The organism is Serratia sp. 506_PEND (assembly GCF_001076875.1).
GTDB lineage: Bacteria > Pseudomonadota > Gammaproteobacteria > Enterobacterales > Enterobacteriaceae > Serratia > Serratia marcescens.
The window spans coordinates 1-18,373 of record NZ_JVEL01000240.1 but is presented as its reverse complement, the minus strand read 5'-3'; the positions used below and the strand labels follow the sequence as shown (position 1 = coordinate 18,373).

The 18,373-nt window shown below is 58.3% G+C and carries 20 protein-coding genes; 12 read left to right on the top strand and 8 right to left on the bottom strand.

The genetic code is table 11. From position 1 onward, the window contains the following. The first annotated feature begins 224 nt into the window (after positions 1-224). Both ADK28_RS06250 and ADK28_RS06245 read left to right on the top strand, forming a co-directional pair. Positions 225-653 carry a universal stress protein gene (locus tag ADK28_RS06250; protein ID WP_004927993.1) on the top strand — a complete coding sequence of 143 codons (429 nt, stop codon included), beginning with the start codon at positions 225-227 and terminating at the stop codon, positions 651-653. Between the two features lie 177 nt (positions 654-830). Continuing rightward, a complete protein-coding gene (locus ADK28_RS06245) occupies positions 831-1,511 on the top strand; it encodes a hypothetical protein (RefSeq protein ID WP_033640771.1) in 681 nt (226 codons plus the stop codon). A 45-nt stretch (positions 1,512-1,556) separates the two neighbouring features. Here the strand turns inward: ADK28_RS06245 and ADK28_RS06240 are convergent, their stop codons facing one another. The 4 genes from ADK28_RS06240 to ADK28_RS06225 are packed head-to-tail and all read right to left on the bottom strand — an operon-like array spanning position 1,557 to position 6,791. Next, on the bottom strand, positions 1,557-2,570 hold the full coding sequence (locus ADK28_RS06240; RefSeq protein WP_033640770.1) for an Ldh family oxidoreductase: 1,014 nt from the start codon (positions 2,568-2,570) through the stop codon (positions 1,557-1,559). A gap of 19 nt (positions 2,571-2,589) precedes the next feature. Further along, entirely contained in the window at positions 2,590-4,155 is a 1,566-nt protein-coding gene (locus ADK28_RS06235) for an APC family permease (protein WP_015377394.1), read from the bottom strand. 44 nt (positions 4,156-4,199) lie between these two features. After that, complete coding sequence (locus ADK28_RS06230; RefSeq protein WP_048795184.1) at positions 4,200-5,816, bottom strand: aldehyde dehydrogenase (NADP(+)); 1,617 nt, start codon at positions 5,814-5,816, stop codon at positions 4,200-4,202. Between the two features lie 54 nt (positions 5,817-5,870). After that, positions 5,871-6,791, bottom strand: a complete 921-nt coding sequence (locus ADK28_RS06225; RefSeq protein WP_048795183.1) for a dihydrodipicolinate synthase family protein — start codon at positions 6,789-6,791, stop codon at positions 5,871-5,873. Positions 6,792-6,819: 28 nt separating this feature from the next. Here ADK28_RS06225 and ADK28_RS32080 point away from each other — a divergent pair, with 28 nt between their 5' ends. Then, complete coding sequence (locus ADK28_RS32080; RefSeq protein ID WP_161802699.1) at positions 6,820-6,966, top strand: hypothetical protein; 147 nt, start codon at positions 6,820-6,822, stop codon at positions 6,964-6,966. Between the two features lie 31 nt (positions 6,967-6,997). On the opposite strand, the gene ADK28_RS06220 is transcribed toward ADK28_RS32080, so the two are convergent. Then, positions 6,998-7,852: an AraC family transcriptional regulator gene (locus ADK28_RS06220; protein WP_048795182.1), complete on the bottom strand. Its 855-nt coding sequence runs from the start codon at positions 7,850-7,852 to the stop codon at positions 6,998-7,000. A gap of 389 nt (positions 7,853-8,241) precedes the next feature. Here ADK28_RS06220 and ADK28_RS06215 point away from each other — a divergent pair, with 389 nt between their 5' ends. From ADK28_RS06215 to ADK28_RS06205, 4 genes are read left to right on the top strand one after another with little or no spacing between them, the layout of a single operon-like run. After that, positions 8,242-9,189, top strand: a complete 948-nt coding sequence (locus tag ADK28_RS06215) for a 4-hydroxyproline epimerase (RefSeq protein WP_048795181.1) — start codon at positions 8,242-8,244, stop codon at positions 9,187-9,189. Beyond that, positions 9,189-10,313 (top strand): NAD(P)/FAD-dependent oxidoreductase, encoded by a 1,125-nt coding sequence (locus tag ADK28_RS06210; protein ID WP_033640767.1) that lies wholly within the window; start codon positions 9,189-9,191, stop codon positions 10,311-10,313. Before ADK28_RS06215 ends, ADK28_RS06210 begins: the two co-directional genes overlap by 1 nt. Further along, positions 10,310-10,570 carry a (2Fe-2S)-binding protein gene (locus ADK28_RS29815; RefSeq protein WP_071525942.1) on the top strand — a complete coding sequence of 87 codons (261 nt, stop codon included), beginning with the start codon at positions 10,310-10,312 and terminating at the stop codon, positions 10,568-10,570. The genes ADK28_RS06210 and ADK28_RS29815 overlap by 4 nt, the downstream gene beginning before the upstream one ends. After that, positions 10,563-11,831 carry an FAD-dependent oxidoreductase gene (locus tag ADK28_RS06205; RefSeq protein ID WP_048795180.1) on the top strand — a complete coding sequence of 423 codons (1,269 nt, stop codon included), beginning with the start codon at positions 10,563-10,565 and terminating at the stop codon, positions 11,829-11,831. Before ADK28_RS29815 ends, ADK28_RS06205 begins: the two co-directional genes overlap by 8 nt. A gap of 41 nt (positions 11,832-11,872) precedes the next feature. Here the strand turns inward: ADK28_RS06205 and ADK28_RS06200 are convergent, their stop codons facing one another. Further along, positions 11,873-12,232, bottom strand: coding sequence for a hypothetical protein (locus tag ADK28_RS06200; RefSeq protein WP_004927961.1), 360 nt, complete (start codon positions 12,230-12,232; stop codon positions 11,873-11,875). Between the two features lie 545 nt (positions 12,233-12,777). On the opposite strand from ADK28_RS06200, the gene ADK28_RS31315 reads away from it, so the two are divergent. Beyond that, positions 12,778-13,092 (top strand): hypothetical protein, encoded by a 315-nt coding sequence (locus ADK28_RS31315; protein WP_033633390.1) that lies wholly within the window; start codon positions 12,778-12,780, stop codon positions 13,090-13,092. A 171-nt stretch (positions 13,093-13,263) separates the two neighbouring features. Further along, entirely contained in the window at positions 13,264-13,695 is a 432-nt protein-coding gene (locus ADK28_RS06190; protein WP_028128013.1) for a hypothetical protein, read from the top strand. A 17-nt stretch (positions 13,696-13,712) separates the two neighbouring features. Here the strand turns inward: ADK28_RS06190 and ADK28_RS06185 are convergent, their stop codons facing one another. Both ADK28_RS06185 and ADK28_RS06180 read right to left on the bottom strand, forming a co-directional pair. Then, a complete protein-coding gene (locus ADK28_RS06185; protein ID WP_016928244.1) occupies positions 13,713-14,054 on the bottom strand; it encodes a GlpM family protein in 342 nt (113 codons plus the stop codon). Positions 14,055-14,177: 123 nt separating this feature from the next. Beyond that, positions 14,178-14,402, bottom strand: coding sequence for a DUF2594 family protein (locus tag ADK28_RS06180; RefSeq protein ID WP_004927950.1), 225 nt, complete (start codon positions 14,400-14,402; stop codon positions 14,178-14,180). A 704-nt stretch (positions 14,403-15,106) separates the two neighbouring features. Between ADK28_RS06180 and uvrY the strand changes: the two genes are divergently transcribed. From uvrY to pgsA, 3 genes are read left to right on the top strand one after another with little or no spacing between them, the layout of a single operon-like run. After that, positions 15,107-15,763 carry a UvrY/SirA/GacA family response regulator transcription factor gene (gene uvrY, locus ADK28_RS06175; protein WP_004927947.1) on the top strand — a complete coding sequence of 219 codons (657 nt, stop codon included), beginning with the start codon at positions 15,107-15,109 and terminating at the stop codon, positions 15,761-15,763. Continuing rightward, complete coding sequence (uvrC, locus tag ADK28_RS06170; protein ID WP_004927940.1) at positions 15,756-17,588, top strand: excinuclease ABC subunit UvrC; 1,833 nt, start codon at positions 15,756-15,758, stop codon at positions 17,586-17,588. Before uvrY ends, uvrC begins: the two co-directional genes overlap by 8 nt. Positions 17,589-17,646: 58 nt before the next feature. After that, positions 17,647-18,195 carry a CDP-diacylglycerol--glycerol-3-phosphate 3-phosphatidyltransferase gene (gene pgsA, locus ADK28_RS06165; RefSeq protein ID WP_004927937.1) on the top strand — a complete coding sequence of 183 codons (549 nt, stop codon included), beginning with the start codon at positions 17,647-17,649 and terminating at the stop codon, positions 18,193-18,195. The last annotated feature ends 178 nt before the right edge of the window (positions 18,196-18,373 follow it).

Here is an 18,373-nt window from a genome sequence, read left to right as displayed (position 1 = left end):
AGACCGCCGCTACCGCCAAAGCGGTTTATTTACAGCTGATTTAATCTCGAGTAATAAATAATTAAGCGCCTATCCGTTATCGGTGTAATGTTTATATTTTGTTAAATTAAAAACTATCCTTATCAGTATTTACCCCCCGATCACAAAAGCGTGATAAAGCGATTCACCGCGCCCGTGCGCGGCAGTATTCTGTTGGCACCCGGTTTACATAGAAAGGACGTGATATGTACAAGACTATTTTAGTGCCGATCGATATTGAAGAGGACCTGTTGACCGAGCATGCGCTGAAGCATGTGGAATATTTGGCGAAGATGTCCGGCGCTAAAGTGCATTTCTTCCATGCGCTGCCGGATGCTTCGGCGTTTGTTACTGCCTATTCGTTCGGTCTCAAGGAGTTTGAGAATCAGGCGGAGGTGAAGGCGGTGGATAGACTGAAGAAAATCATGTCGGAAATCGATCTGCCGTTGGATCGCCTCAATTACACCGTCAGCTTCGGTTCTGCACGCGATCAGGTGTTGGAACTGGCGGAAGAGATCGACGCCGATCTGATCATCATCGGTTCGCGTCGCCCGAGCGTGAAAACCTATCTGCTGGGGTCCAACGCCGCCGCTATCGTTCGCCATGCCAATATTTCGGTGATGGTGGTCAGATAATCCATCTTAAATTCACCATTTTCGGGCACGTTCTGCGGTTACCGGCCGGCTGCAGAGCGTGCTTTGCGTTTTATTGCCATCCCAGTCTGAACTGCTACGATTTTAGCTGACGTTTTTATGCCAACCGGGCCACCGGCCTTGCGCATATTTTTCATTTCAGCCAGAAGAGGGGCAGCTATGCCATTAGAAGTCGATGGGATTATCAGAGGCGATCGGGGCAGTGAACCGAGCCGTTGGCAACATGCGTCAACCAAACCGCTTATCACGCTGACCTGGCATCACACCATTCCCTGGAACTGTTTGCGTAATGTCTGGAATGGTCTGGTGGCGGGGCAGCATTGGAACGCGCTGGACGAGTTTATGAATCTGATCGGTGTGCCAAACCGCGCCGCGGTGCTCAAACAGATCCAGAATAAGAACCTGCAGGATCGCGATGGATTACACACTCTGGTGACCTGGCAAGGATGGAATATCGTCGAGGGGCCAGGTAATGAGTATCGCGCGCAGGGGGACGATCCCGGTGAAAACTTCGACGGTTGGTCGGGTAAGGGCATGAGCACTAATCAGCAAGCGACGCTGCAGCAGGTCAACGTGTTGTATCAGGTGATGGCGCCGCTGGGAAGCCGTGCGCTGGACGCCGCCAGACAGGCACCGCCCATTACTGCGGAAGAAGCAGACGTCTTGCAACGGACGATTAAACAGACCCGCCCAACGTTGCGAGGAAAGGAACCGATCCGGTGGCAAGAAGACATGTGGCATCAGGTGCAGCCGGGTAAAGAGGCGAAACACTTCGCCCGCTGGGACACCAAACCGGTGTGGCGCAAACGCCTGCACAGCGACCTGGCTCAGGCTGGATAAGCCTCTCCCCGCGCCGGGTTGCCGGCGCGGGGCATTAATCCAGCGTTAATCGCACAGCGCCACTATGTCGTCGTACAACGCCTTGGGGATTTCCACGCCGTATTGCTCGCTCTGGCGCCGTTGCCGATAACGGCGTTCGCCGGGGATGCGGGCGCCTTGCGCCTGCATATCGGCAAACATCGCCTCCGCTCCGGCGAAATATTTCGCCTTATCCGCACCGAGAAAACGCTCGGGATCCAACGCGATAACCAGCTCACCGCCGTAAGGCGACGAACCGGTGCCATCGTCATAGGCCAGCGATTCCTTGCTGGTCATATCGCCGATCAGCGGCCCTGCCAGCAATTCAACCATCGCCGCCAGCGCCGAGCCCTTATGCCCGCCGAAGGTCAGCATCGCGCCCTCCAACACGCTGGCGGCATCGGTGGACGGATTGCCTGCCTTATCAATGCCCCAGCCTTCAGGCAGCGGGGTGCCAGCGCGGCGGTGTAATTCGATTTCGCCGCGCGCCGCCGCGCTGGTGGCCATGTCGAACAAAAATGGCGGCCGATCCGGACGCGGCCAGCCGAAGGCGATGGGGTTGGTGCCGAAGAGCGGTCGCGAACCGCCGGCCGGCGTCACCCAGGCGTGGCTGGGCGTGCAGGCCAAGGCCACCAACCCCTGCTCGGTCAGCGGTTCGATATCGGCCCACAGCGCGGAGAAATGCACGCAGCGGTTGATCGCCAGCGCGGCGAGGCCGTTGGCGCGCACTTTCTCGATAAAGGCCGGCAGGGCGGTGCGGTAGGCCAGCAGGGAGAACGCGCCGCCGGCGTCGGCGCGCAAGATAGCCGGCGCCTGGTCGAGCAACCTGGGCATCGCATCGGCAGAAACCTTGCCTGCCCGCAGCGATCGCACGCAGCCCAACAGCCGGTACAGCCCGTGAGAAGCGCAGCCGTCGCGTTCGCCCTGAGTGACATTTTGCGCCACCGCTTCGGCATGCGCCTGATTGAAACCGTTGTTGCGCAGCGTACGCAACGCCAGTTGATAAGCCTGTTCCAGCGACAGCACATGCATGGATGTCATTTCGATGTCCTCCCTGGGGTCATTCTTCTTCATCGCCGATAAAATTGGCCTGGGGTAAACAGGTATAGGCGCCCCAGTAGTAAATCGCCAGCGCAATCACCGCCATGGTGAGGGTGTCCCATGGATGAGCAATAGCGCCGATGCCGCCGAAGCTGCTGAGGTAGGAAAGCCCGATCACCAGCGCATAGAAGACGATCAGCCACAGCGAGGACCAAATTTGCTGTCGGAGGCTAACGGCGTGGGTCGGCACCTGATTCTTGAACAGGATGTAGATGAAGAACATCAGGATCTGCAAGCCGAGCAGCCAGGAGACGGTATCCCAGCCGGACCAGAAGACGATCAGCGCCGAAATGATAAACGACAGCGGGCCGAGCACGCAGAAACCGCGGACCCGGAACGGACGCGGCATATCGGGCGCATTGCGCCGCAGCCCGGCGGCGGTCACCGGGGCGATGGCGTAGCTCAGCACCAGTGCGGCGGATACCACGCCGATCAGTTTTTCCCAGGATGGGAACGGCAGCGTCCAGAATACCGAGAGAGCGAAGGTCAGCCACAGCGCCGGGCGGGGAATACCTGACTCGCCATCGACCCGGGTGAACAGTTTGAAGAAGGTGCCGGCGCGCGCCCAACCGTAGATCACGCGAGGCGTGGCGTTCATATAGATATTGCCGGTGCCGCTCGGCGAAACGATCGCGTCGCTGACCACCAGAAACGCCAGCCATCCCATGCCCAGCGTGATGGCGATGTCGCGGAACGGCAGGGAGAACTGTTGGCTGATGCCGGCCCAGCCGCCGCTCAGCATCTCGCTGGGGATACTGCCGAGAAACGCTATCTGCAGCAGCACATAGATGATGGTGGACAGCACTACCGACAGGATCAGCGCGATGGGAATGGTGCGCTGCGGCCGTTGCACCTCGCTGGCGACCGAAATGATCGGTGTCAAGCCGAGGTAGGCGAAGATGATGCCGCCGGCGGAAATGGCGGCCTCAACGCCAGCGGAACCGAAGGGAGCAAAGCCCTGGCTGTGCAGGTTTTCCGGTTTGAAAAAGCTGAACAACACCACGATCACCAACAGCGGCACCAGAAACTTCAGCACGCTGATCAGGTTATTGGATTTGGCGAAGGTTTTGACGCTGTAATAGTTGAGCGCGAAGAAAAAGCACAGCAGCGCCAGCTGCACCAGCCAGCCGATCGCTGTTGGATCGCCGGAACCCGGCTGGCTGAGGAACGGGAACCAGGCGGCGGCGTACTGCCGGGCGGCGACGACTTCGATGGCGATCAGGCTGGAGAAGGCGATCAGCGTGATAAACCCCAGCAGATAACCCATCAGTTCGCCGTGCGAGAATACCGGATAGCGAATGATGCCGCCGGCGCGCGGCAGGGCGGCGCCCAGCTCGCAGTAGACGATGCCGAGCAGCAGCACCGCCAGGCCGCCGATCAGCCAGGAATAAATGCCGGCCGGGCCGGCGATGGAGGAGACATGGCTGGCGGCGAACAGCCAACCGGAGCCGAAGATGGCGCCCAGACCGATGAACGTCAGATCGGTGAGCGTAAGCTGCTTCTTGAATTTGCCTTGGGTTGTCATGGTATTACCCTTTTGTTATTGAGTGGCAGGCAGATGCGGCCGGGCTAATGTTGGGCAGGTGAAACCAGGGGATCTCGGGTGTAAACGCCGTTAACCAGTCGCAGCAGGTTGAGCGGGTTGGCGTCCTGCAGCGCCGGCGGCAACAGCGCCGCAGGGGTGTTTTGCAAACAGACCGGCCGCAGGAAACGCTCGATGGCCAGCGTGCCTACCGAGGTGCCGCGTGCGTCGCTGGTCGCCGGGTAAGGGCCGCCGTGCACCATGGCGTCGCACACTTCCACCCCGGTCGGATACCCGTTGAACAGCACCCGACCGGCTTTGCGCGCCAACAGTGTCGTCAAACCGGCGGCCACATCGAGATCGTCGTCGTCCGCCAGCAGCGTGGCGGTCAACTGGCCTTGCAATGCCGTTAGCGCCGCATGCAGCTGCGTTTCATTATCCACCGCCACCAGGATGCTGACCGGGCCGAAGACCTCTTGTTGCAGCAGCGGGTCAGCCTGCAGCAACAGCGCCTCCTCCGCCTGATAAAGCTGCGCCGCCGCCCGAAGAGCGGGCGTTTCGCTTCGGCCTGCCAGCCGCCGCATACCCGGGTGGGCATCAAGGGCCGCCAGCCCGTGACGGTAGTGCTCCAGGGTGCCGGCATTCAGCATCGGCTGCGGCTCGGCGGCGTTGACCAGGGCACTCATCGTTTCGGTTAACCGATCCAAGGCGGCGCCGCGCAGCGCGACGATCACGCCGGGCTTGGTGCAGAACTGACCGCAGCCGAGTGTGAAGGAAGAGACCAGCTCCTGCGCAATGTGCTGCCCGCGCCGCGCCAACGCCTTGGGCAGGATCACTACCGGATTGATGCTCGACATTTCTGCAAAGACCGGGATAGGTTGAGGGCGTTGCATCGCCAGATCGAACAGCGCTCGGCCGCCTTGCAGCGAGCCGGTGAATCCCACTGCCTGAATCGCCGGATGTTGTACCAAATCAGCCCCTACGCGGTTGCCGAAGATCATGTTGAAGACGCCGGCGGGCATCCTTGTGCGTTCCCGAGCGCGCTCGATCGCCTGAGCGGTCAGCTCGGCGGTGATCATATGGCCGCTGTGCGCCTTGAACACGACCGGGCAGCCGGCGGCGAGCGCGGCGGCGGTATCACCGCCCGCGGTGGAAAACGCCAGCGGGAAGTTGCTGGCGCCGAATACCGCCACCGGGCCGAGCGCCGTGCGGTATTGGCGCAGATCGGGGCGCGGCAGGGGGGAACGCTGCGGCAGCGCGCAGTCGATACGCACACCCTCGACGTCGCCGCGCTGCAGCAGCGTGGCGAACAGCCGCATCTGGCCGCTGGTTCTGGCGCGTTCGCCGCTCAAGCGCGCCGGCGGCAGGGCCGTTTCCTGTGTGGCGAGGGCGAAGAAGGTTTCGTCCAAGGCATCTAGCTCCTCGGCGATGGTGTCCAAAAAGTTCGCGCGTTGCTCGGCGCTGAGTTGCGAATAGGGCGCAAAGGCCGTGGCAGCGGCTTCTGCGGCGGCGGCGGTTTCTGCCGCCGTGGCCTGGTGGAAGCGGTAGCCGGTTGGCTGACCGTCGTCGGCGCGCAGGCTAAACAGCGACGCTTCCCCTTCGGCGCGGCGCTGGCCGCCGATAAATTGTTGGCCGCTGATGGCGGCGTAGCGATCGTTGGGCATCGTTTCCCCCGGTAGATAAAGCATGACGCCCGGCATGGCCGGGCGATGAAGGCGTCACAGGCCGACGTTCGGCAGCGCAGGGCGGGTGGCCAGCGCTTTATCGATCACGGCGTTGATCTCGGTGAGCGTTTCTCCCTGCAGCGCCAGGCGCGGAGGGCGAGTGACAGCGCTGCCGCGGCCGACCCGCTGTTCGCAGAGTTTGATGCACTGCACCAGATCGGGGCGGGCATCGAGGTGCAGTAGCGGCATAAACCAGCTGTATAGCGCCAACGCTTCCTCATAGCGTTTTTCCTTCGCCAGCCGGAACAGGGTTTCCCCTTCGCGCGGGAAGGCATTGGACATGCCGGAGATCCAGCCTTGCGCGCCGACGGCGATGCTTTCCAGCACCACATCGTCCAACCCGGCGAACAGCACGAAGCGATCGCCGACTTCATTGCGCAGGTCGATAAAGCGGCGGGTATCGCCCGACGAGTCTTTGAAGCACACGATGTTCTCGCAGTCGACCAGCGAGGTCAGAATGTCGGGCGTGACGTCATTTTTGTAAATGGGAGGGTTGTTGTAGACCATTATCGGCAGATCGGTCGCGCCAGCGACGCTGCGGAAGTGCGCGGCGGTTTCGTGCGGTTTGGCGGAGTAGACCAGCGCCGGCATCACCATAATCCCGTCGACGCCAGCCTTTTGCGCTTCGCGCGCCATGTTCTGCGCGAAGGCGGTGGTGAATTCGGCGATGCCGGCGATCACCGGCACTTTACCGTCGGCGGCGTCTTTCGCCACTTCGATCACCGCCAGTTTTTCCTGCACCGTCATCGAAGTATTTTCACCGACGGTGCCGCATACCACCAGGCCGGAGACGCCGTCGCGCACCAGGTTTTTGATCACCGTATGGGTGGCGTCGAGGTCCAGAGAGAAATCGTTGCGAAATTGGGTCGTCACCGCCGGGAATACGCTGCTCCAGCTTATGGTTTTATGGCTCATCGTGTTGTCCTGTCGTCCGAAAGTGTTAATGAAAAGTGAATCTTTGGTAAGGCTCACCGACAGATTGACCGGTATTGCGCAGGGAGGCTTGACGCTTTTCGCCGATTGCCGCGACGAAATTGGCACAATAGCGGCGGAAAGCGGGCGTGAAAAATCGGGCGTCGGTGCGCCGTGAGAAGAGAGGGTTAACTAGGTAAATCAGCGTGTTAAGCGGAAAGCGTCAGGCGAAAATCGCGCGGCGTGGAGCCGGTCATCGCTTTGAACTGACGGCTGAAGGCGCTGTGATCGGTATAGCCGCACTGCAGCGCGATGTCCGTGATCGGCAGATCGCCGGCCAGGAGTTCCGTGGCCTTTTCCAGCCGCACTTTATGGATCATCTGGCGCGGGGTGAGGTGGAAGATACGTTTGCAGTAGCGTTCGATCTGCGCCACCGACAACCCGGTCAGCGCCGTCAGCTCTTCAAGCGCGATCGGTCGCGCGTAGTGGCGGCGGATATGCACGTCGATCGCCGCCAGCCGTTGGTAGGCCGGGTGATTGGCCCTGGCCTCCTGCAGGTCGTGAGAAATACCCGCCATACCGATGATTCTTCCCTGCGCGTCATACAGCGCCAGCTTTTGCGTCAGGCACCAGCCGGTTTCTCGGCCGTTGTACAGGTGCATCTCCAGTTGATCCTGGATCAGCACGCCGTGGCGCAATACCCGCAGATCCTGCTCGGTGTAGCCGGATCCGAGCTGAGCGGGAAAAACGTCGGCGGAGGTCTTGCCCAGCAGCGGCGTGACGGTTTTGAAACCGCAGCGCCTGGCCAGCGTCAGGTTGGCCAGCAGGTAGCGAGCCTGGGCGTCTTTGATAAAGAACACGACGTTGGGAATCGCGTTCAGCAACGGCGCGATCAGCGCCAGCGTATTCAGCAGATCGCGCAGGTTGTTCGGGCGCTGCTGCGCCAGTCCGTCGCACAGGCGCGACAGATGTTCGACGGCAAAAACGTCCTCCTGCTCCGGCAGCCCCACAAGCGAAGGCGGCGAGAGAGAAACCGGAGGCGGGTAGTCTGAAGTGGATCGCATAGCAGTCCCTTTTCGGTCGTTAGCCGGAAAAACAGGCGGGCCAGGTTGGCGCTTTCGCATCAATATTAACTTTTTTGTAACGAAGCAAGCGCTATTTCCGGCGGGCTGCCAAATATGCGGATTGCCGCATACTTTTGCCGGACGGTGTTTGGCGGTTGCTTGAAAACTGCGGCGTTTCTCGCTAGGCAAGGGTTTAGCATGGAAATAACAATATGATAAATAAGTTATTATTATGACAATCGTTAAGTTCATTCCCGCGGCGCGTCAGTCCCGACTTTTGTCACTGTGCTGATTTCTTCATTCGCTGCGCCGAAACGCATCAAGCCGTCATGCTCACATTCGTTCAGGCTAATGCCATTGGTAACATCTCATTAACCCAGGAGACGCCGATGGCACTTTCTGCGCATATCACCGCTTTGCGGGCGATCGATTCTCATACCGGCGGAGAGCCGACCCGCCTGATCGTGGAAGGTTTTCCCGATCTTGGCGAGGGCAGCATGGCGGAACGGCGGGCGCGTTTCGCGCAACATTATGACGATTGGCGCTGCGCGGTGATGCTCGAACCGCGCGGCAATGACGTGCTGGTGGGGGCGCTGCTGTGTCGCCCCTGCTCGCCGCAGGCCACCGCTGGGGTGATCTTCTTTAACAACAGTGGCTATCTGGGTATGTGCGGGCACGGCACCATCGGGCTGATCGCTTCGCTGGCGCACCTGGGGCGCATCCACGCCGGGCGCCATCTCATCGAGACCCCGGTCGGCACGGTAAACGCCACGCTGCATGACGACGGCAGCGTCACGGTGGAGAACGTGGCGGCTTATCGTTACCGTCGCCAGGTGCGGCTTGAGGTTGCCGGTCACGGGCCGGTGACGGGCGACATCGCCTGGGGGGGCAACTGGTTCTTCCTGATCGGCGAGTCACCGTTGCTCATCGATAAACACAATCTGGAGGCGTTGACCGCATTCACCTGGGCGGTGCGGCAGACGTTGGAACAGGCGGGCATCCGCGGTGAAGACGGCGGCGCGATAGACCATATCGAACTGTTCGGTGACGATCCGCAGGCCGACAGCCGCAGCTTCGTGCTGTGTCCCGGCAAAGCCTATGACCGTTCCCCGTGCGGTACCGGCACCAGCGCCAAACTGGCGTGTCTGGCGGCGGACGGCAAACTGCCGCCGGACACGCAGTGGCGGCAGGCCAGCGTGATCGGCAGTGAATTCCAGGCCTATTATCGTTGGAACGGCGATCGCATTGCCCCCTTTATTCGCGGGCAGGCCTATGTGTGCGCCGATAGCCAACTATTGCTCGACGAACGCGATCCCTTCGTCTGGGGAATACGCTGATGGGAGCCGAGCGGGGAGCCGATGTCATCGTGGTCGGCGCCGGTATCATCGGCGCCGCTTGCGCCTGGCGGCTGGCGCGGGAAGGGTATCGTGTCTCGGTGGTGGACGACCGCCGCGCCGGCGCCACCGCAGCCGGTATGGGGCACCTGGTTTGCATGGACGATAATCCTGCCGAGCTGGCGTTAAGCGCTTATTCGCTGCGGTTGTGGCGCGAAGTGACGGGGCGCATGCCGGAAGCCTGCGCCTGGCGCGGCTGCGGTACGCTGTGGTTGGCGGATCAAGCGGATGAAATGGCCATCGCCGAGCAAAAGCGGGCGCGGCTGGCGGAGCAGGGCGTGGCCGCGGAACTGCTGGCGGCGGAGCAGATCGCCGTCATGGAGCCGATGCTGCGGCATGGCCTGGCCGGCGGACTGCGGGTGCCGGGCGACGGCATTGTGTATGCGCCGCTCGCGGCTCGCTGGCTGTTGGCCGACGGTGGTGCGGCAATTGACGTGGTGCATGGTGAAGCGACAGCGTTGGAGGAGGAAGCCGTGCGGCTGGCGGACGGCAGACGTCTGGTCGCGCCGGTGGTGGTCCTGGCCTGCGGCCTTAGGGCCAATAACCTATTGCCACAGACTTTGCTTCACGCCAAGAAGGGGCAACTGGCGATCACCGACCGCTACCCGCCGCGGGTGCGGCATCAACTGGTGGAGCTGGGGTATGGCGCCAGCGCGCATGCCAGCAACGGCACGTCGGTGGCTTTCAATGTGCAGGCGCGGCCCACCGGACAATGGCTGATCGGCTCTTCCCGCCAGTTCGACGCCATCGATTCGGCATTGGACATGCCGCTGTTGGCGGCAATGCTTACGCGTGCGCAGCATTTCTTGCCCGCACTGGCGCAGATGAACATCATTCGCTGCTGGACAGGGTTGCGCGCCGCCTCTGCCGACGGGCTGCCGCTGTTGGGCGTGCATCCGCGGCATTCCTGGCTGTGGCTGGCTCTGGGGCATGAGGGATTGGGCGTCACGACTGCACTCGGCAGCGCTGCGCTGATTACTGCGCAGATTGGCCGGCAAACGCCGGAGATTGATGATTCCCCGTATTTGGCTGCGCGGGCGTTTGCCGCCGAGGAGTTGCCTGTATGAATGAAAGACAAAATACGATCGCGTTGAGCATCGATGGAGAACACCGACAGGTGCCGGTTGGTCTCAGCGTTGCTGCGGCGCTCAGCCTGTGCGGCGACGATCGTTGTCGGTTATCTGTTTCACACCAACCGCGCGCTCCCTTTTGCGGCATGGGCGTTTGTCAGGAGTGCCGGGTGACCATTAACGGTCTGCGTCGCCTGGCGTGCCAAACGCTGTGCCAAGCCGGCATGCGCATAGAGAGGAGCGATGATGAGTAACTTCGACTGTGAGGTGCTGATCGTCGGCGCTGGGCCGGCCGGCATGGCGGCGGCGCTGGCCGCTGCGGAAAGTGGTGGCCAGGTGCGAATGATTGATGATAATCCGCATCCCGGCGGGCAAATCTGGCGCGATGGACCGCAGGCGGCGTTGCCTGAAACGGCGAACCGCTATCGGCAGGCGGTGGCGGCGCGGGAAAATATTGCACGGCAGTCCGGCTGCAAGCTGGTGGCGCAGTGTGGCGCTAACCGATTGGCATATGAAGACGCCGAAGGCTGCGGCGTGATTCGCTATCAAAAGCTGATTTTATGCAATGGCGCGCGTGAACTGTTGTTGCCGTTTCCCGGCTGGACGCTGCCGGGGGTGACCGGTGCCGGTGGGCTACAGGCGCAAATCAAGCAGGGATTGGCGATCCGCGGCGAGCGAGTGGTGATAGCCGGCAGTGGTCCGCTGCTGTTGGCGGTGGCCGACAGCGTGAAACAGGCCGGCGGAGAGGTGGTCATGTTGGCGGAGCAGGCGCCGCTTTGGCGGTTGGCGGCGTTTGCCGGCGGCTTGTGGCGCTGGCCGGCCAAACTGCGTCAGGCGTTTTCTCTGATGCCGCATCGTTATCGTGCCGACAGCCGGGTGCTGGCGGCGTTGGGGCAAGACCGTTTAACCTCGGTGCGTGTCAATAACGGCGGTCGGGAAAGAACGATCGCCTGCGACAGGTTGGCCTGCGGTTTTGGTCTGGTGGCGAACATTGAGTTGGCGATGCTGCTGGGGTGTCGGATAGAACATGACGCCGTGGCGGTGAATCATTGGCAGCAAACCTGCCAAGCGCAAATTTATGCCGCCGGGGAGTGTACCGGCGTCGGCGGCAGTGAATTGGCGCTCACCGAAGGCGCCATTGCCGGTTATGCCGCCACCGGGCAGCGGGAAAAGGCAGAGCGCCTGGCGGCGCAGCGGCGGCGGTGGCGGCGTTTCGCCACGGCGACAGCGGCCGCTTTTGCGCTCGATGAGCGCTTGAATTCGCTGGCCAATCCGCAAACGTTACTGTGCCGCTGCGAAGACGTTACGTTGGAACAGGTACGCCATCAGCCGGATTGGAACACGGCGAAGATGAGCAGCCGCTGTGGCATGGGGGCATGCCAGGGTAAAGTCTGCGCAACGGCGGCGAGGCAGCTTTTGAGCTGGCCTTTACCGTCGCCGCGTGTGCCTTTAACGCCGGTCAGGACGGAAACGCTGGTTGCGCTGGGGCTGAGCCGATGTGATGACGACGGTTGAATGGGTTTGCGGGCATTTCGCCCCAGGCAAACGCCGCCACATCACCATTGCGGCCAATAGTAGGTTTTCTCCCGCCAGCCTTTGCCGTACATACAGGCTTCGATGGTGGCGTCTCGGGCGGACTGATTGCGATCGGTCTGCACTGTTTTAATCGACGGTTCCTTGTCATAGCGGTATCCCGATGGACAGTCTTTCTTATTCTTCTCGCAAGGAATGTATTTGTTTTCGTAGCTGAACTCCACGTCCCGCACCACGTCCGGGGGGAAGCGATCGTATCCGCGGCTGCGGCATTCGGCATATTCGGCGTTCCGGGTACTCTCAACCGCGCCAGGCCTCTCCCATTGGGTGCAGGCGGTCAACATCAATAACGGCAAAACAATCAAACAACGGCAATTCTTCATGGTGTCCCTAACTCTTTCTCTATCCTGAGGCTCGCAGCCTAGGAATGTTCCTAACTGACGAGGTAGGAAAGTGTAATAAACTGGTGGAACAATTGGAAATGATAATGGTTATTGTTTAGGTGTGATTGAGGAAGTGCCGCGTTGAGAGAGGATGTGGTGCATTGAGGGCAGTCTGTAAGGATCCGCGACATCACGACGAGGGCTGGACGATGTGGCACTGATTTTATTCATTCTCTTTATGCCGCAATGAGCCGACCGCAATTGCATCGTTTTGATGAGGGAAATAATATGCAAGCTAAGTATTTTCTTATCGGGTATGAATATTATTTTTATTTAGGATATTTACCCATGCCAAGGATTTAATGCTCGGTATTAATACCGTATTTTTTTATTTCTGTTTTTTTATTGGGGTTTTGTTTTCAGGTTTTTTCTGGGGAAGGATTTTTAGTTACAGGGAATTCATTTGCATTTTAAAATTGGATTTTTTAAATTCATTTTAGAGGAAGGATAACCGTAGGCGACAGAGTCAAAAAAAGGAGTTTATTTTGTCTGGGATAAAGAAAACGCCTGAAAGTCATGACGGTTTACCTTCACCATCAGAGGATTATGATACTTTTAAGCACCTCTCCGATGTTGGCGCCGTGTTGGGATATGGGCGAACCCGCTTTTATCAGTGGTGCCGTGGGCGCGGATTTCTAACCCCGATGAACGTTCCGTCCCATGAAATGATCAGCCTGGGATATATGGTGGCGGTGTTATCAGAGACCGGTCATACCCGGGTTTATGTCACGCAGGATGGTTTCAGTTACGTCAGTGGTGCTTTTGCGGCAGATATCCAACGTGGCATGATCAAGTTTTAAATCTGCAAGAATCGCCTTTATTTCAATGGCTTTAATGCAGAATCTTCTTATCCCTGCAGGTTCGTGAGAGGAGTGGGAAGTTATCCGATTTTTTCGTCTCTGCGGTATGAATGCTACTGGAGATAGCTATTCTCTTGTTACGATAAGCATTATTTTCTTCAGGAGCCAAGGATGAAGCATTACGCCGCGTTGTTATTTGCCTCTGCACTGCTGACGGGGTGTGCGACTCAAGCCGTACCGCCGCAACAGGCTGAGTTGCCCCCCCCAAGCCGTCTGATGCTCTATCAGAATATCCCGGATACGCCTTACGCTACGGTGGTCGTGGTGCGCGACAGCGGCATGCTGGCGGGCAGCTGCCGTACCGGCGTCTATGTGAATGGGGAGTTTGCCGCTTCACTCGAGGCGAAAGAAAAAGCAGAGTTTCGCGTGCCGCCAGGCAATATTTCGGTCAGTATCGGGCAAGATATGATCGAGAACTCTCTATGTATTTGGCGTGAAACCAGCGGCAGCGTGCCGATGACGCTGCGCGCCGGTGAAAGCCGCTATCTGCGCATCGCCGGCGATCGGCAGCGAGGCTTCGTATTGCAGGCAGGGCGGCCGTAACAGCTCAGGCAAGGGCGTTAATGCCCTTGCCACCATCCCCACAGCGTAATTAATAGCCACGCCGCCGCAATCCAGCACAGTACCGCCGCACCCAGCGCTAACGACAGCCGCAGACTGTTAATCAGGAAATACAGCGAAATCAAATACACCAGATAGGGCAATACCGCCCACATGCCGAAAATCAGCGTTGTTTTCAGTGCCGCAATTGAACGTTCGCTGCCGACAATGTAATGCGCAATCAGGGCGAAAGTGGGAAAGAGCGGGACTAAACCGGCGATATAATAGTTGCGCGTTTTGGCCAACAGGCCGATCAGAACCACGACCAGCGCGCCGATCAGCGCTTTGACAAGGATGCCCATAACGGTCTCGGGTGTGGGGGAGAAAGTCAACACACTGCCCGAAAGCACGTGCAAGATCAATGGGGTGTGGCGTAGCGTGGTGAAAAGCAGACCCACAAGAAGTGCGGGTCTGGGGCGCAACGCTTACTGACGGTAAGCGTGCTTGATTTGCTGAATGCTGTTCTTGAAGATTTCTGCCTGGGTCGGATCTTCAATCTGTGCGATGAAACGTTCCATGTTGATGATGACTTTCCCGGCGTCGGCCTGGCCGATCGACTTCAAGATCAGCGTCAGCGTAGCTTTGAGGCAGGCAACTTCGGTCGCCAAGATTTCCGGGTTTGCAGACGTAGTGAAATCAACGTTGCTCATTTTCTCTCCTGATTTTTTGAGGCCGTAGCCTGATACAAGCTGCTTTGGCGCACCGCGCGCGGGCTAAAAATTAGCCCCTGGCGCGGCGGCGAATTTAACTGGGCGCGGAGTATAGCATAGCATGAGTCTGCCATCTGCACCGGGCTTGCTCAGGTCACGCAAGTGGGCAACGTTCGCTCATTGCCTGTCTGAATCATCTACTCTCGGCAAGTTATTTCGAGGTGGTTAACAAGTATTTTTCCGGTACGTTATTGTTGAACAATCGAGGTTATTATAATTATTGGGGGCGGAGGCGCCGATTTTACCGGCGTTTGCCGGGAATAATAGTTTCCACCGTGGGTTGCCAGACCCGCGTTAGCCGCGGATTTTGTTACGCCTTTAAATATCAAATGATTACAAACAGCCAACAGCCGTGTTAATATTATTCATGTCGTGATTGCTTACACAGATTTCTCCCTCGCGGCATGATTGTCGCGCTATCCTGTGTCAGACGCAGCGCGACGAAATTATTTTCGTCGCCCGATCTTTTCCGACGTGACGATTTATCGGCGGCATAGACGGCTAAAATTGAAAAATCAGCTCTGCTCCGCAAAGTTATTCGGAAGTATGTATTAATCTGTGTTCATTCTTGTCTGAAAAACAAGTAATATCTCTGGCGAAAACAGAGGCCGATTGCGTTACTCCCTTTTTTTGGAGATTTTTCCTTGATTAGCGTTCTTCTTGTTGATGACCACGAACTGGTGCGCGCAGGGATACGACGCATTCTTGAAGATATCAAAGGTATAAAAGTTGTCGGTGAGGCTCAGTGCGGTGAAGACGCCGTAAAATGGTGCCGTGGCAACGCTGTCGATATCGTGCTGATGGACATGAATATGCCGGGCATTGGCGGGCTGGAAGCCACGCGCAAGATTGTGCGTTATGCACCCGACGTCAAAGTCATCATGTTGACCATCCATACTGAAAATCCTTTGCCCGCGAAGGTGATGCAGGCGGGTGCCGCCGGTTACCTGAGCAAGGGCGCCGCGCCGCAGGAAGTGATTAACGCCTTGCGTTCCGTGCATGCCGGGCAGCGCTATATCGCGTCTGATATCGCCCAGCAGATGGCCCTGAGTCAGTTGGAACCGCAGGCTGAAACGCCGTTCAGCTGCTTGTCTGAACGCGAGTTACAGATCATGTTGATGATCACCAAAGGCAAAAAAGTGAATGAGATCTCGGAGCAACTGAGTCTCAGCCCGAAAACGGTGAACAGCTACCGTTACCGCATGTTCAGCAAACTGAATATCAGCGGCGACGTCGAATTGACTCACCTGGCCATCCGACATGGATTGTTCAATGCGGAGACGTTGTTAAGCAGTGAATGACCGTTTTGATGCCAAAGCCTTCCTGAGTACCGTCACCAGCCAACCCGGCGTCTACCGTATGTACGACGCCACGGGTACGGTGATCTACGTCGGTAAAGCCAAAGACCTGAAAAAGCGTCTCGCCAGCTATTTTCGGCAGCAGGTCAGCAGCCGTAAAACCGAGACGCTGGTTAAAAATATCGCGCAAATAGACGTAACGGTTACCCATACTGAGACAGAAGCGCTGTTGTTGGAACATAACTACATTAAATTGTACCAACCGCGATATAATGTTCTTTTGCGAGACGATAAATCTTATCCGCTGATTTTTCTCAGTGCGGATACCCATCCCCGTTTGGCGGTGCATCGCGGCGCCAAACACGCCAAAGGCGAATACTTCGGGCCTTTCCCCAACTCTTACGCCGTGCGCGAAACGCTGGCGCTGCTGCAGAAGCTGTTCCCAATCCGCCAGTGCGAAAACAGCGTGTATCGCAACCGTTCGCGTCCGTGCCTGCAGTATCAGATCGGCCGCTGTCTGGGGCCTTGTGTTGCCGGCCTGGTGAGCGAAGAAGAGTACCGGCAGCAGGTGGACTACGTGCGGCTGTTTCTTTCTGGCAAAGATCAGCAGGTATTGCACCAGCTGATTGAGCGTATGGAAGAAGCCAGCAAACTGCTTAATTTCGAAGAGGCGGCGCGCATTCGCGATCAAATTCAGGCCGTGCGCCGCGTCACCGAACGGCAGTTCGTGTCGGGCGACAGCGACGATCTGGACGTGATCGGCGTGGCGTTCGATGCCGGTATGGCGTGCCTGCATGTGCTGTTCATCCGTCAGGGCAAGGTGCTGGGCAGCCGCAGCTATTTCCCTAAAGTGCCGGGCGGCACGGATATGGGCGAGGTGGTGCAGACCTTTGTCGGCCAGTTCTATCTGCAAGGCAGCCAGGCGCGTACGCTGCCCGGCGAGATCCTGCTGGATTTCAGCCTGCCGGAAAAAGACCTGCTTGCGGAATCGCTTTCCGAGTTGGCGGGGCGCAAGATCCAAATCCAAAGCAAACCGCGCGGCGATCGCGCCCGTTATCTGAAACTGGCGCGCACCAACGCGGCAACGGCGTTGACCACCAAGCTGTCGCAACAGTCGACGATCCATCAGCGGCTGGCGGAGTTGGCCAAAGTGCTGAACCTGACGGAAATCAACCGTATGGAGTGCTTCGATATCAGCCATACCATGGGTGAGCAGACCGTGGCTTCGTGCGTGGTGTTCGACGGAAACGGCCCCGTGCGAGCGGAGTATCGGCGTTACAATATCAGCGGCATCACTCCTGGCGATGACTACGCGGCGATGACGCAAGTGCTGAAGCGCCGTTACGGCAAAGCGCTGGAAGAGAAAAAGATCCCGGATGTCATCTTTATCGACGGCGGTAAAGGGCAGCTCGGCATGGCGATCGACGTATTCAAATCGCTGAATGTTACCTGGGACAAGAATAAGCCGCTGCTGATCGGCATCGCCAAAGGTGCCGACCGCAAGGCAGGGTTGGAAACGTTGTTCTTCGTCCCGGAAGGTGAAGGGATTTCTCTGCCGCCGGATTCGCCGGCGCTGCATGTGATCCAACACATCCGCGACGATTCGCACAATCATGCTATTACCGGTCACCGGCAGAGAAGGGCGAAAGTCAGAAATACCAGCGCATTGGAGCTGATTGAAGGCGTAGGGCCGAAACGGCGCCAGGTGCTGTTGAAGTATATGGGCGGACTGCAACCTTTGTTGAACGCCAGCGTGGAGGAAATTGCAAAAGTGCCGGGTATTTCACAAGCATTGGCAGAAAAGATCTACAATGCATTGAAACACTGAGGGCAATGTAGCAACATACTCTTAATTTCCACTCTAGCCAGATAGTTACCGTAGCATTATGCAATTGAATATACCGACTTGGCTTACCCTGTTTCGCGTAGTTCTGATCCCATTCTTTGTGCTGGCGTTTTATCTGCCGTTCAACTGGGCTCCGATGGTTTGCGCCGTTATCTTTGTGTTTGCCGCCGTCACCGACTGGTTTGACGGCTTCCTGGCACGTCGCTGGAAACAAACGACGCGCTTCGGAGCGTTTTTGGATCCGGTCGCGGATAAAGTGATGGTGGCGGTGGCGCTGGTGCTGGTGGCGGAACACTACCACAGCTGGTGGATCACGCTGCCGGCGGCCACCATGATCGCCCGTGAAATCATCATTTCGTCGCTGCGCGAGTGGATGGCGGAAATTGGCAAACGCAGCAGCGTGGCGGTGTCGTGGATCGGCAAAGTGAAAACCATGGCGCAGATGATGTCACTGGTGGGCTTGCTGTGGCGGCCGGATCGCTCCGTAGAGTATGTGGCTATTGGCTTATTGTATATCGCAGCGGTGCTGACTTTCTGGTCGATGTTCCAATATTTGAACGCGGCACGCAACGATCTGCTGGAACCGTGATCGATACGCTGCAAAAATCGGCAAACGATCGTGGTGAGCCAACAATTTTATTGACTCATCACGTCAGGTAAGTAGAATGCATCGCATCAGACGACAACGATGAATTGCCGAAAGATGGCAAAGAAATCAGTCAGTTCTGGTAATGCGGGAATAGCTCAGTTGGTAGAGCGCAACCTTG

Coding starts and splice junctions, on each gene's coding strand:
- ADK28_RS06190 (WP_028128013.1), top strand. CDS start 13,264: ATGAAGCATTACGCCGCGTTGTTATTTGCCTCTGCACTGCTGACGGGG.
- ADK28_RS06225 (WP_048795183.1), bottom strand. CDS start 6,791: ATGAGCCATAAAACCATAAGCTGGAGCAGCGTATTCCCGGCGGTGACG.
- ADK28_RS06205 (WP_048795180.1), top strand. CDS start 10,563: ATGAGTAACTTCGACTGTGAGGTGCTGATCGTCGGCGCTGGGCCGGCC.
- ADK28_RS06230 (WP_048795184.1), bottom strand. CDS start 5,816: ATGCCCAACGATCGCTACGCCGCCATCAGCGGCCAACAATTTATCGGC.
- ADK28_RS06185 (WP_016928244.1), bottom strand. CDS start 14,054: ATGGGCATCCTTGTCAAAGCGCTGATCGGCGCGCTGGTCGTGGTTCTG.
- ADK28_RS06215 (WP_048795181.1), top strand. CDS start 8,242: ATGGCACTTTCTGCGCATATCACCGCTTTGCGGGCGATCGATTCTCAT.
- ADK28_RS06245 (WP_033640771.1), top strand. CDS start 831: ATGCCATTAGAAGTCGATGGGATTATCAGAGGCGATCGGGGCAGTGAA.
- ADK28_RS06180 (WP_004927950.1), bottom strand. CDS start 14,402: ATGAGCAACGTTGATTTCACTACGTCTGCAAACCCGGAAATCTTGGCG.
- ADK28_RS06200 (WP_004927961.1), bottom strand. CDS start 12,232: ATGAAGAATTGCCGTTGTTTGATTGTTTTGCCGTTATTGATGTTGACC.
- pgsA (WP_004927937.1), top strand. CDS start 17,647: ATGCAATTGAATATACCGACTTGGCTTACCCTGTTTCGCGTAGTTCTG.
- ADK28_RS06240 (WP_033640770.1), bottom strand. CDS start 2,570: ATGACATCCATGCATGTGCTGTCGCTGGAACAGGCTTATCAACTGGCG.
- ADK28_RS06220 (WP_048795182.1), bottom strand. CDS start 7,852: ATGCGATCCACTTCAGACTACCCGCCTCCGGTTTCTCTCTCGCCGCCT.
- ADK28_RS29815 (WP_071525942.1), top strand. CDS start 10,310: ATGAATGAAAGACAAAATACGATCGCGTTGAGCATCGATGGAGAACAC.
- ADK28_RS32080 (WP_161802699.1), top strand. CDS start 6,820: ATGAAAAGTGAATCTTTGGTAAGGCTCACCGACAGATTGACCGGTATT.
- ADK28_RS06235 (WP_015377394.1), bottom strand. CDS start 4,155: ATGACAACCCAAGGCAAATTCAAGAAGCAGCTTACGCTCACCGATCTG.
- ADK28_RS06210 (WP_033640767.1), top strand. CDS start 9,189: ATGGGAGCCGAGCGGGGAGCCGATGTCATCGTGGTCGGCGCCGGTATC.
- ADK28_RS06250 (WP_004927993.1), top strand. CDS start 225: ATGTACAAGACTATTTTAGTGCCGATCGATATTGAAGAGGACCTGTTG.